The organism is Streptomyces sp. TS71-3 (assembly GCF_018327685.1).
Taxonomy (GTDB): domain Bacteria; phylum Actinomycetota; class Actinomycetes; order Streptomycetales; family Streptomycetaceae; genus Streptomyces.
On sequence record NZ_BNEL01000001.1, the window covers coordinates 2,521,003 to 2,533,540 of the forward strand.

10 protein-coding genes are annotated in these 12,538 nt (G+C 73.1%); 4 read left to right on the forward strand and 6 right to left on the reverse strand.

Translation table 11 applies throughout. The features are described 5' to 3' along the window. Window positions 1–10: 10 nt before the first annotated feature. The 5 genes from Sm713_RS10230 to Sm713_RS10250 all read right to left on the reverse strand — a co-directional run bounded on the left by Sm713_RS10230 (window position 11) and on the right by Sm713_RS10250 (window position 4,667). Window positions 11–976 carry a glycine betaine ABC transporter substrate-binding protein gene (locus Sm713_RS10230; RefSeq protein ID WP_374196041.1) on the reverse strand — a complete coding sequence of 322 codons (966 nt, stop codon included), beginning with the start codon at window positions 974–976 and terminating at the stop codon, window positions 11–13. A gap of 83 nt (window positions 977–1,059) precedes the next feature. Further along, complete coding sequence (locus Sm713_RS10235; protein ID WP_212909310.1) at window positions 1,060–2,004, reverse strand: ABC transporter permease; 945 nt, start codon at window positions 2,002–2,004, stop codon at window positions 1,060–1,062. Then, a complete protein-coding gene (locus Sm713_RS10240; RefSeq protein WP_249416554.1) occupies window positions 2,001–3,227 on the reverse strand; it encodes an ABC transporter ATP-binding protein in 1,227 nt (408 codons plus the stop codon). Before Sm713_RS10240 ends, Sm713_RS10235 begins: the two co-directional genes overlap by 4 nt. 154 nt (window positions 3,228–3,381) lie before the next feature. Then, the gene (locus tag Sm713_RS10245) at window positions 3,382–4,029 is read right to left on the reverse strand and encodes an ABC transporter permease (RefSeq protein WP_212909312.1); all 648 of its coding nucleotides are present in this window, start codon (window positions 4,027–4,029) and stop codon (window positions 3,382–3,384) included. A gap of 167 nt (window positions 4,030–4,196) precedes the next feature. Further along, window positions 4,197–4,667, reverse strand: a complete 471-nt coding sequence (locus Sm713_RS10250) for an Lrp/AsnC family transcriptional regulator (RefSeq protein WP_212909313.1) — start codon at window positions 4,665–4,667, stop codon at window positions 4,197–4,199. A gap of 144 nt (window positions 4,668–4,811) precedes the next feature. Between Sm713_RS10250 and hppD the strand changes: the two genes are divergently transcribed. Then, window positions 4,812–5,975 carry a 4-hydroxyphenylpyruvate dioxygenase gene (gene hppD, locus Sm713_RS10255; protein ID WP_212909314.1) on the forward strand — a complete coding sequence of 388 codons (1,164 nt, stop codon included), beginning with the start codon at window positions 4,812–4,814 and terminating at the stop codon, window positions 5,973–5,975. A gap of 446 nt (window positions 5,976–6,421) precedes the next feature. After that, complete coding sequence (locus Sm713_RS10260; protein ID WP_212909315.1) at window positions 6,422–7,792, forward strand: FAD-binding oxidoreductase; 1,371 nt, start codon at window positions 6,422–6,424, stop codon at window positions 7,790–7,792. 135 nt (window positions 7,793–7,927) lie between these two features. Here the strand turns inward: Sm713_RS10260 and Sm713_RS10265 are convergent, their stop codons facing one another. Continuing rightward, complete coding sequence (locus tag Sm713_RS10265) at window positions 7,928–8,410, reverse strand: SsgA family sporulation/cell division regulator (RefSeq protein WP_212909316.1); 483 nt, start codon at window positions 8,408–8,410, stop codon at window positions 7,928–7,930. 364 nt (window positions 8,411–8,774) lie between these two features. Here Sm713_RS10265 and Sm713_RS10270 point away from each other — a divergent pair, with 364 nt between their 5' ends. Together Sm713_RS10270 and Sm713_RS10275 are read left to right on the forward strand one after the other, a co-directional pair. Then, window positions 8,775–10,472 (forward strand): RDD family protein, encoded by a 1,698-nt coding sequence (locus Sm713_RS10270; protein WP_212909317.1) that lies wholly within the window; start codon window positions 8,775–8,777, stop codon window positions 10,470–10,472. Window positions 10,473–11,374: 902 nt separating this feature from the next. Then, window positions 11,375–12,322, forward strand: a complete 948-nt coding sequence (locus Sm713_RS10275) for an RDD family protein (RefSeq protein ID WP_212909318.1) — start codon at window positions 11,375–11,377, stop codon at window positions 12,320–12,322. The last annotated feature ends 216 nt before the right edge of the window (window positions 12,323–12,538 follow it).

The following is a 12,538-nucleotide window of genomic DNA, read 5'->3' on the forward strand; positions in this document are numbered from 1 at the left end:
CCCCCGTCCCTCACCGCTTCACGAACCCCTCCTTCACCAACCAGTCCAGCGCCACCTCGTGCGGATCCTGGCCGTCCACGTCGACCTTGCCGTTGAGGTCCTGGGCGACGTCGTTGGTGAGCTTCCTGGTGATCGGGTCGAGGATGCTCCGTATGGCCGGGTACTTCTTCAGCGTCGCCGAGCTGACCTGCGGCGCGGCGTTGTAGTTCGGGAAGAAGTGCCGGTCGTCCCGGAGCACGCTGAGGTTCAGGGCCTTGACGCGGCCGTCGGTCGTGAAGATCTCGCCGAAGGTGCAGGCACCCTTCGCGACCTGCGTGTAGACGATGCCGGAGTCCATCTTCCGGATCTTCGAGGCCGGCACGTGCATGCCGTAGGCGCGCTCCATGCCCGGCAGGCCGTCCTCCCGCACGGCGAACTCGCCGTCCACGCAGAGGGTGACCGCCCCGGGGTCCTTCTTCGCCAGCTTCGCCACGTCCGACAGGGTGTGGACGCCGTACTTGCGTGCGTTGGCCGGATTGAGCGCCAGGGCGTAGGTGTTGTTGAGGTCCGCGGGCGCCAGCCACGTGAGGCCGTTGCGCAGGTCCTCGTCGTGGACCTTCTGCCACTGCTTCCGCGGGTCGGGCTCGGGCTTGGTGTGGCCGAGGTAGGTGATCCAGCCGGTGCCCGTGTACTCGAACGAGACGTCCGCCTCGCCGCGCTGGACGGCCGCACGGGCGCCGAACGAGCCCTGGATGCCGGTCCGGTCCACGACCTTCGCACCCGCCGCCTCCAGCGCGATGCCCAGCACCGCGCCGAGGACCAGTTGCTCGGTGAACTCCTTCGAGGCGACGGTGAAGTCGGCGCCCGCGAGCGGCCGGCCCTTGCCGATGGTGCCCGGTCTGACCGTGTCGACCATCGGCGAGCCGCTGGTGAGCCCGCAGGCGGTCAGGACGGTCGCCAGGCCGGCGGCCAGCGCCGCGAAGGCGGTCCTGCGCAGGGCGCTCGCGCCCCGTGTGGGAGGAGCGGTTGCGCCCCGTGTGGGAAGAGCGCTTGCGCCCCGTACGTGACGGGAGTGGTTCCTCATGCGCTCGTCTCCAATCCCCGGGGCAGCAGCGCCAGTTCCACCAGCGACGCCAGCCAGTCGACGAGCAGCGCCAGGACGACGGTCAGCAGCGAGCCGAGGAAGAGCACCGGCATGCGCTGGTCGGTCATCCCGGTGCTGATCAGGTCGCCCAGGCCGCCGCCTCCGCCGAACGTGGCGAGGGTGGCCGTGCCGACGTTCAGGACGAGCGCCGTGCGCACCCCGGCCAGGATCAGCGGCACGGCGAGCGGCAGCTCGATGCGGGTGAGCACCGCGAGCGGTGACATGCCGATGCCGCGGGCCGCCTCCAGCAGCGTGGGGTCGGTGCCGCGCAGGCCGGTGATGGTGTTGGCGAGCACCGGCAGCACCGCGTAGATGACGATCCCGATCAGCGCGGCCCGCATGCCGATGCCGAGCCGGATCACCAGCAGGGCCAGCAGCCCGATCGCGGGCATGGCCTGCCCGACGGCGGCCACCGCCAGTGCCACGGGCGCCGCCGCCCGCAGCGGCTTCCGGGTGAGGAGGATGCCCAGCGGGATCGCGATGATCAGCACGAAGAACGTGGAGAGCGCGCTGAGTTGGACGTGCTGCCAGAGCCTGACCCGGACGTTGCCGCCGGCCAGCGAGTTGCGGGAGATCGTGTCCAGGTCGGCGCCGCGGAACCACAGCCAGGTGACGAGCAGGACCGCCGCGAGCACCGACGGCACGAGCACCAGCTTCCGCCAGGTGATCCGTGCGGGCTCCCGGGCGGTCGCGGAGGCGGCCGAGGCGTCGCGCCCGGTCCCGTCGGCCTCGTCCGATCCACCGGTCCCACCGGTCCTGCTGGTCCCGCCAGTTCCGCCGGTTCCACCGGACCTGTAGGCGTCGCCCGTCCCTTCCGTTCCGTGCGCCCGATCAGGCTGACCGGTCCCGTCCGCGTCGTCCGTGCGGGGTGGCGTCGTCATGCCGGTGCCTCCCCGAGCGCCTCGCCGTCCTGGTCCTGGTCCTGTTCCTCCAGGCGCGCCCTGCGGCGGCGCCGGTCCTCCAGCTCGTGCCTGCTGTCCAGCGCGTCGAGGTGGTCGGCGGCGAGCAGCTCGTGGACGGAGTTCATCAGCGTCTCCATGTCCACGACGCCCGTGTAGACGCCGTGCCGCCCGGTGACGGCGACCCGCCCGGCGCCGTCGGTGAGCACCGCCTCCAGCGCGTCCCGCAGCGTGGCGTCGCGCGTGACGGTGTCCAGCACCGGCGTGCCCGCCCGCGCCAGGGAGCTCCTGGCGAGCATCAGGTCGCCGCGGCGCAGCCACTTGTAGGGGCGGCGGCGCCGGTCCAGGAGCAGCAGCTCGCTCGTGCTGCCGGAGCGCAGCCGGTCGAAGATCTCCTGGAGCGGGTCGTCGAGCGTCACCGTCGGGTAGTCGGTGATCTCCACCTCCCGCACCCGGGTGAGGTTGAGCCGCTTCAGGGCCGCGCCCGCGCCGACGAAGCCGGAGACGAAGTCGTCGGCCGGGTTGGTGAGGATCGCCTCCGGGGTGTCGAACTGCGCGATGTGCGAGTGCTCCCGCAGCACCGCGATCCGGTCGCCCAACTTGATCGCCTCGTCGAAGTCGTGCGTGACGAAGACGATGGTCTTGCGCAGCTCGCGCTGGAGGCGGATCAGCTCGTCCTGGAGGTGGTCGCGGGTGATCGGGTCGACCGCGCCGAACGGCTCGTCCATCAGCAGCACCGGCGGATCCGCGGCGAGCGCCCTGGCGACGCCGACGCGCTGCTGCTGGCCGCCGGAGAGCAGGCGCGGATAGCGGCCCTGGAACTCTCCCGGGTCCAGCCCCACCAGGTCCAGCATCTCGGCCACCCGCTCCTTCACCCGGGCCTTCGGCCAGCCGAGCATCCTCGGCACCAGGGCGATGTTCTGGGCGACGGTCATGTGCGGGAAGAGGCCGGAGGACTGGATCGCGTAGCCGACCTTGCGGCGCAGCCGCACCGGGTCGATCCGGGTGACGTCCTCGCCGCCCATCCTGATGCGCCCGGACGTCGGCTCGATCAGGCGGTTGATCATCTTCAGGGTGGTGGACTTGCCGCAGCCCGAGGGCCCGACCAGGACCACCGTCTCGCCGGCCTTGATGTCCAGCGTGACGTGGTCGACGGCGGGCGACTGGCTGCCGGCGTAGCGCTTGGTGAGGCCCTCCAGCTCGATGGTGGTGCCGCCGGCCGGGGGCGCCGCGGACTTTCCGGCGGAGGTCCCGGACGCGGTGCCGGCGGCGCGCGCGGTGCCGCCGGTGCCTTCCGAACGTGCGGCGCCGGCGGCGTCGGCCGCCTCGGCGGGGCCGCCCGTGCCGGGTGTCGAGGTGTCAGACACGGATCCCCCTGGGGATGGTGAGCCGTCCGATCAGGACGTAGGCGGCGTCGAAGAGCAGCGCCAGGATGACGATGCCGAGGGTGCCCGCGAGCACCTGGTTGAGCGCGTTGCGGCTGCCCAGAGAGGCGATCCCGCGGAAGATCTCGTTGCCGAGGCCGGGGCCGGAGGCGTAGGCCGCGATGGCGGCGATGCCCATCAGCAGCTGCGTGGAGACCCGGATCCCGGTCAGTATCGCGGGCCAGGCGAGCGGCAGTTCGACCCGCAGCAGCCGGGCGGTGCGCGACATGCCGATGCCCTTCGCGGCGTCCACCAGGGTGGCGTCCACGCCGCGCAGCCCCACGACGGAGTTGCGGACGATCGGCAGCAGCCCGTACAGCGTCAGCGCGATCACGGTGGGCGCCACGCCGAGGCCCGCGATCGGGACCAGCAGACCGATCATGGCGAGCGAGGGAATGGTGAGGAGCGTGGAGCCGGTGGTCATGGCGAGGGTTCCCGCCCAGTCGCTCCGGTAGGTGAGGGCGCCGACCAGCACGCCGAGGACGGTCGCCACGACGATGCACTGGAAGACGGCGGAGGCGTGCTGGAAGGTGTCGGCCAGCAACTGCTGGTGGCGGCCCGCCAGATAGTCCCAGAAGTTCACTGCACCACCTGCCCGCCCGGTCTGTTCACGGATCCATGTGTCATGGTTCTCGTATGTCCGGCGGCGCGCGGACGACTCCTGCGACCGGTGGTGCTCTGGCGCCGGGAGGGGCCCGCCGGTGCGCCGCGCGGGCGGGCCCCGGGGTTTCCCGGCGCCCGGGTGCCCGCTCACGGGTCCTGGGATGCCTGCTCCACCAGCGGGACGATCCGGAACGGTACCGGGTTCTCCATGACGATCGCGGTGGACGCGCGCACGATCCCGTCGATGCCCACCACTCGGTCGATCACGCGTTGCAGGTCGGCGTTGGAGCGGGCCACGAGGCGGCAGAGCATGTCGCCGCTGCCGGTGGTGGTGTGCAGCTCCAGCACCTCCGGAACGGTGGCGAGGTGGGCGCGGACGTCGGCGCCCTGGCCCTGGCGGATCTGGAGCGTCGCGAAGGCGGTGACCGGGTAGCCGAGGGCGGCCGGGTCCACCTGGGGGCCGAAGCCGCGGATCACGCCGCTCGCCTGCAACCGGTCCAGCCGGGCCTGTACCGTGCCGCGGGCCACGCCGAGCCGCCGGGACGCCTCCAGGACCCCGATCCGGGGCTCCTGCGCCAGCAGCACCAGCAGCCTGCCGTCCAGACGGTCGATCGTCAAGGGGCCCTCCCGGGGATGTCAGGACGATAATCGGTGTGGTCATCCTGTACAGATCGCCAAGCCATGATGCCGTATGGCTGTACATAGTGCCCAGCAAATCTGTGATCTATTGCACACCTTGCGGAGCGGCGAGAACCTGACCGCATGGCAACGACATCAGCGCACACCCCAGCGCCCTCCCAGACCCCCGACACCGCCCGGCAGGCCGACCCCTTCCCGGTGAAGGGCATGGACGCCGTCGTCTTCGCCGTGGGCAACGCCAAGCAGGCCGCCCACTACTACTCCTCCGCCTTCGGCATGCGGCTCGTCGCCTACGCGGGCCCCGAGAACGGCAGCCGTGAGACGGCGAGTTACGTCCTGGAGAACGGCTCCGCGCGGTTCGTGTTCACGTCCGTCGTGAAGCCGGCCACCGACTGGGGCCGGTTCCTCGCCTCCCACGTCGCCGAGCACGGCGACGGCGTCGTCGACCTCGCCATCGAGGTGCCCGACGCGCACGCCGCCTACGCCTACGCCACCGCGCACGGCGCCCGCGGCCTCGCCGAGCCGTACGAGGTGAAGGACGAGCACGGCACCGTCGTGCTCGCCGCGATCGCCACGTACGGCACCACCCGGCACACGCTCGTCGAGCGGTCCGGCTACACCGGCCCCTACCTGCCCGGGTACGCCGCGGCCGACCCGATCGTGCCGCCGCCCGCGCACCGCACCTTCCAGGCCGTCGACCACTGCGTCGGCAACGTGGAACTGGGCCGCATGAACGAGTGGGTCGAGTTCTACAACAAGGTGATGGGCTTCACGAACATGAAGGAGTTCGTGGGCGACGACATCGCCACCGAGTACAGCGCCCTGATGTCGAAGGTGGTGGCCGACGGAACGCTCAAGGTGAAGTTCCCCATCAACGAGCCCGCGGTCGGCAAGAAGAAGTCGCAGATCGACGAGTACCTGGAGTTCTACGGCGGCGCGGGCGTGCAGCACATCGCGCTCGCCACCAACGACATCGTGCGCACGGTGCGCACGATGAAGGAGGCGGGCGTCTCCTTCCTGAACACGCCCGACTCGTACTACGACACGTTGGGCGAGTGGGTCGGGGAGACGCGGGTGCCCATCGACACCCTCCGCGAGCTGCGGATCCTCGCGGACCGCGACGAGGACGGGTACCTGTTGCAGATCTTCACCAAGCCCGTCCAGGACCGGCCGACGGTGTTCTTCGAGATCATCGAGCGGCACGGGTCGATGGGCTTCGGCAAGGGGAACTTCAAGGCGCTGTTCGAGGCGATCGAGCGGGAGCAGGAGATTCGCGGCAACCTGTAGGTGCCGTGGGTGCGCCGTTTTTTTGCGCAGTTCCCCGCGCCCCTTGTCCGTGAGGGCTGGGGCCGGTGGTTCGCTGCGGGCGGGTCGTGGTTGCTCGCGCAGTTCCCCGCGCCCCTGGGTGGGCCGGGGCGGGCCCTTACGTAAGCGGCCACCGGTCAAGGGGCGCGGGGATGGGGGCACCTCCCACGCCCTCAAGGCAGTGGGGGAGCGAAGAACCACGGCGCACCGCAGTGGACCACCGGGTCTGGCCTGAGCGGATAGCGGATAAGGGGCGCGGGGAACTGCGCGAAGAACCACGGGGCACCCGCAGCGGACCACCGGGCCCGGCCCCGGACGGACCAGGGGCGCGGGGAACTGCGCAAAACCCACGACCCACCCGCACCGGACGAGGACGGCGTGCCCCCGGCGGGGTTCACAGCAAAGGGCCGAAATGCGACGCTGTGATCGTGAGCCCCACTCTCGTAGAACGCCTCCGTGCCTCCCTCCCCGAGGAAGCCGTCCTCACCGACCCGGACGTGACCGCCTCGTACGCCCACGACATGGCCAGCTTCTGCGAGGCCGGCGCCCCCGCCGTCGTCGTGCTGCCGCGCACCGTGGAACACGTCCAGCACACCCTGCGCACCGCGCACGAGCTGCGCGTCCCGGTGGTGCCGCAGGGCGCGAGGACCGGTCTTTCCGGGGCGGCCAACGCCAGCGACGGCTGCATCGTGCTGTCCTTCGTGAAGATGGACGGCATCCTGGAGATCAACCCGGTCGACCGGATCGCCGTCGTCGAGCCGGGCGTGATCAACGCCGTGCTGTCGAAGGCCGTCGGGGAGCACGGCCTCTACTACCCGCCGGACCCGTCGAGCTGGGAGATGTGCACCATCGGCGGCAACATCGGCACCGCCTCGGGCGGCCTGTGCTGCGTCAAGTACGGGGTCACCGCCGAGTACGTGCTCGGCCTCGACGTGGTGCTCGCCGACGGGCGGCTGATGAGCACCGGGCGCCGCACCGCCAAGGGCGTCGCCGGCTACGACCTCACCCGCCTGATCGTAGGCTCCGAGGGCAGCCTCGGTGTCGTGGTGCGCGCCGTGCTCGGCCTCAAGCCGGAGCCGGCCCCCCAGCTCGTGCTGGCCGCGGAGTTCGCCTCGGCGGCCGACGCGTCCGAGGCCGCCTGCCGGATCATGGCCGAGGGCCACGCCCCGTCGATGCTGGAGCTGATGGACCGCACGACGCTGCGGGCCGTCAACGCCATGGCCAACATGGGCCTCCCGGAGAGCACCGAGGCGCTGCTGCTCGCCGCCTTCGACACCCCCGACCCCGCCGCCGACCTCGCCGCGCTCGGCGCGGTCTGCGAGGCCGCCGGAGCCACCTCGGTCGTACCCGCCGACGACCTGGCGGAGTCCGAGCTGCTGCTCCAGGCCCGGCGCCTCTCGCTCACCGCCCTGGAAGCGGTCAAGGGCACCACGATGATCGACGACGTCTGCGTGCCCCGCTCGCAACTCGGCGCGCTCATCGAGGGCATCGAACGGATCGCCGACAAGCACCAGCTCACCATCGGCGTCATCGCCCACGCCGGCGACGGCAACACCCACCCCACCGTCTGCTTCGACGCCTCCGACCCCGACGAGGCCGCCCGGGCGCGCCAGTCCTTCGACGAGATCATGGCCCTCGGCCTGGAACTCGGCGGCACCATCACGGGCGAGCACGGCGTCGGCGTGCTGAAGAAGGAGTGGCTGGCTCGCGAGATCGGTCCGGTCGGCCTGGAGATGCAGCGCGCCATCAAGCAGGCCTTCGACCCGCACGGCATCCTCAACCCCGGCAAGCTGTTCTGACCGCCGGCCCCGGCAGGCCGTTCCGAACGGCGCCGGGTCCCGCCGGCCTCCCGGACCCCCTCCCGGACCCCCTTCCGGACCGCGGCCTCGGGCGCCCGGCTCGTGCCGGGCGCGAGGTGCCCCCCAGATCCGCCCTCACTCACCGTCCCCGGTGTCGTCCGACGGCCAGGAGTCGGTCGAGTCGGTCACCCGGACGTCGTCGGCCGCCGTGGGCGCCAGCAGTTCGGCGAGGGCGCCGTCGATGCCGAGCCGCTCGGACTCGGCCCCCGGCGGCACCTCCGCCAGCGTCTGCCGGAGCCAGACGCACACCACGTCGGCCGGCGCCTCCAGCAGCGCGTCGCCGTTCGGCGAGCTGAGTGCCATCAGCACCACGCGCCGGTCCCGCACCTTCGTCGGCCACACGCGCACGTCCCCGTACCCGCACGGCCGGAACACCCCCTCGACCAGCAGCTCCCGCGCGAACGTCCACCGCACGGGGTGGTCCGAACCGATGTGGAAGGTGACGTGGACGGCATAGGGGTCCGCGGTGCGGTAACTGAACCGCGCCGGCACCGGGATGCTGCTTTCGGGCGAAAGGACCAGGTTCAACTCGATTTGGCGCTCCATCACCGTGTGCATGTCGCAGCCTTTCTCTCCTCGTCGTGTGGCCGGCGGCCCCCGGCCACGCTGTCGCGACGGCGCCCCTGAAACAGGCCCGCACATTCACAGAGCGCGTAAGGGCGTGAGCATTACGCGGGTTCGGAGAATTTTTCTGCTCAGTGCAGGGCCTTGTGGGCGCGTCCGGCGCGCGGCACCGCGCGAGCGACCGGTCCCCGCGCCCTCCTTGACGGCCGTCGGCACGGCATGAACCACTGTCAAGGCGGCACGCACGCCGCCGTTGCCCGGAAAGTGGTCCGTACGGTCACACCGGCCATGGCACGCGCGCAGGTCTGATAGATGTGGACCCCACAACAGATCCCCGAGCAGATACGGGACGACGGACATGAGCGCCCCAACCCCGGCCCCCGGCGACGACAGGCCCCGCGAGGGCTACTACCCGGACCCGTCCATTCCCGGATACGTCCGCTACTGGAACGGTGCCGCCTGGGTGCCCGGCACGAGCCGTCCGGCCCCGGCCGCCGGCGAGACGCTGCCGCGCCCGCCCGGGGCAGGTCCCGCGCCGGCGTCCGTGGAGGAGACGGGACCGGTCTTCTTCGACGAGGAGCCGCCGCCGTCCGCCATCCCGCAGCAGGCCTCGGGGGACCAGGAGTATCCGGGCATCCCGGAGCAGTCCGGCGGTCCCGAGCACCCGGAGCCAGCGGCGGCGCAGTACCAGGGCATCCCCGAGCAGACCGGCCCGGGAGCGCAGGGCTGGGAGGAGGGCCCCGGTGGGCCCGGCCGCCCGGGGGCCGAGGACGCATCGGGGCCGGCCGGGGAGCCGGGGGGAGCCCCGGTCGAGGGCACGTCCGGCGGCCCGGGCGGGGTGCACGGCTCCCGGCCGGAGCCGGCCTCGGCCTGGCAGGCGGACGCCTCCCGGCAGTCCGGCTTCGGCGGCGAGCAGGACCGCCGGGTGTCGTGGGGCGCGGCCGGCGCCGCCGACCCCCGCGTGCCGCACTCCGGGGAGCCCGCGCAGGGCGGCACCGCCGGGGCGGGCGGGCCGCACGGCGAGACCGGCGGGGGCGGCCGCCCGGACGGCACCATGCAGATCCGGTCCGCCCAGCAGGGCAGCCCCGGTGCGGGCCAGGGGGCAAACGAGCAGGACCGCGACCGGGCGGGCGGCCCCGAGGGCACGGTGACGTTCCGGCGCCCCGGCGACGGCCGCGACCCGGCCTCCGGCGACCGCCCCGCACCGCCGCGGGGCCCCGCCGAGACGGGCACGGTCGCCATCCGCGCCGTGCGCCCCGGCCCCGACTCCGCGCCGCCCGCGGGCACCCAGCAGCCGGGCCGGCACGGACCCGGTGGACCCGGTATGCAGGGCCCCGGCCGGTTCGGCGGCCCGCAGGGGCCCCAGACCACGGGCACCAGCGGCCCCACCGTGGCCGGCGTCCCCGCCATGTCCGGCACCGTCCCGTACCTTCCCCACCAGCCGGGAGCGGGCCCCTCGGAGCCGTGGCCCGGGGCGGCTCAGCAGCCTCCGGCCGGCTCCGGCGACGAGCCCGTGGTGCCGTGGAAGCCGCCGACCAGCGACCCGTTCCTAGAGGCCGCGCAGGCGCAGGCGTCCGCGAGGCCGGCGGCACTCGGGAAACGGTTCGCCGCACGGCTGATCGACATGATCGTGATCAGCGCCGCCACGGCCGTCGCCGCGGTGCCGCTGGGCACGAAGGCGGTCGACCACATCCAGGACAAGATCAACGCGGCGAGGCTGTCCGGCGAGACCGTCACCGTCTGGCTGCTCGACGGCACCACCGGCATGTCACTGGGCATCATCCTCGCCGTCCTCCTGCTCTTCGGCGTGCTCTACGAGGCCGTACCGACCGCCAAGTGGGGCCGCACCCTGGGCAAGAAACTCTGCGGCCTCCAGGTACGCGACATCGAGGCCCACGGCCCCCCGACGTTCGGCGCGGCACTCCGCCGCTGGCTGGTCTACAGCGTCCCGGGCCTCCTGGTGATCGGCGTCCTGGGCGTCCTGTGGTGCCTCTTCGACCGCCCGTGGCGCCAGTGCTGGCACGACAAGGCGGCACACACGTTCGTATCCGCCTGACCTGCCGGCGGGCCGGCCGGTGGCCGGGACGGGCCGGGTAGGGGTGGGCCCGGTGGTTCGCTGGGGGCGCGCTGTGGTTGCTCGCGCAGTTCCCCGCGGGTCGGCCGGTGGCCGGGGACGGGCCGGGTGGGGTTGAGTCCGGTGGTTCGCTGCGGGTGGGCTGTGGTTGCTCGCGCAGTTCCCCGCGGGTCGGCCGGTGGCCGGGGACGGGCCGGGTGGGGTTGAGTCCGGTGGTTCGCTGCGGGTGGGCTGTGGTTGCTCGCGCAGTTCCCCGCGGGTCGGCCGGTGGCCGGGGACGGGCCGGGTGGGGTTGAGTCCGGTGGTTCGCTGCGGGTGGGCTGTGGTTGCTCGCGCAGTTCCCCGCGGGTCGGCCGGTGGCCGGGGACGGGCCGGGTGGGGTTGGGCCCGGTGGTTCGCTGCGGGTGCGTCGTGGTTGCTCGCGCAGTTCCCCGCGCCCCTTTCGGGGCGCAGCTTCGCCGGCCGGTGGCCGGAACGAGACCGGGGCGCGGGGCTGTGTCTGATTCGCGGCTCCGCCGCGTGGGCGCGAGAAGCCCCGCCGGCGGTGAGCCGGCGACGACGCTGAGCGGGCTGGACGGATGCCGGACAGGGGCGCGGGGAACTGCGCAAAATCCCCCGGCGGCGGTCAGGCGGCGAGGATGGTGTGGGGGCTGGACGGACGCCGGATAGGGGCGCGGGGAACTGCGCAAAGACCCCAGGCGGCGGTGAGCCGGCGACGACGCTGAGGGGGCTGGACGCAGGCCGGATAGGGGCGCGGGGAACTGCGCAAAGACCCCCGGTGGCGGTCAGGCGGCGACGACGCTGAGGGGGCTGGACGCAGGCCGGACCACCCGGACGGCGGCCCGCCAAGTGCGAACCCCGTTGGTTCGGGGTCGACTCGGGCCATGAGCACCGAACCGCCCCAGGACCCCGGAGAGCCGTCCGACGAGGACCCCTTCACCCCACGGCGGCCCACCCAGGGCGGCACCTCACCCCCCGGCGGCGCATGGACACCGGACGCCGGCGCGGACGCCCGCGGCGCGGAAACCGCCGGACGGCCCGCGGGCGGCTTCAGCACGGGCGCAGGCACAGGCGCGGGCACGGGCGCCGGCGCCCGAGGCAGGCGTGCCCGCAGGACGCGCCCCACCGTGGCCAACGGCAGCCCCGGCCGCCACGGGGACCTCGGCCGTCCGGGCGGCACCGGAAGCCTCCGCTCGTGGCTGGCCCGCGGCGACCACCACGGCCGATCCGGAGCCGGCGGGGTCGACGGAGGGCCGGGCAGCGGGGCCTGGATGGGCTACGGCCCGTCCGGGGGACGCCGGGACGACAGCCCGCCGCCCGGCGGCGATCCGTTCGGCGGCCCCTCCGGAGGCGGCGGCCTCTACGGCTCCCCCGACCCGCTCGCCGGCATGCCGCCGCTGGCCCCCAGCGGCAGGCGGGTACTGGCCCGGGTCATCGACATCGTCATCGTGGGGATCGTGGTGTGGCTGGTCTCGCTGGCCCTGGGCGTGGCCGCGTACCAGATCAACGGCCGGATGCAGTTCGGCAGGTCCTTCGGCGAGTCCCTGATCACCGGGGTGCTCTACATCGCGTACGACACGCTCCTGATCTACCGCAGCGGCCAGACCGTCGGGAAGCGGCTGCTGAAGCTGCGGGTGGCCAACCTGAGCGACGGCTCCACGCCGACCTTCCAGACCTCGCTGGCGCGGGCCGCGGTCCTATGGGTGCCGTTCGCCTTCTGCTGTGCCTTCGTCTGGACGGCGATCACCGGCGGCTGGTCGTTCTTCGACCGGCCCTACAAGCAGGGCCTGCACGACAAGGCCGCCAGGACGGTGGTCGTCAGTATCGTCTGACGACCACCGAGCGGCCTGTCCCGTGCCGGAAGGCGCCACGTCCCGAGCCGGAAGGGCACTCAGCCCCGAGCAGGAAGGGCACTGAGCCCCGAGCCGACCAGACGCGCGAACCGGAACCGGCCAGCCGACCAGCCCGGAACCGACCAGGCGCGCGAACCGGAGCCGGCCAGCCGCGCCGCCCGGAACCGACCTGGCGCGGACCCCGGAGCCGAGCGG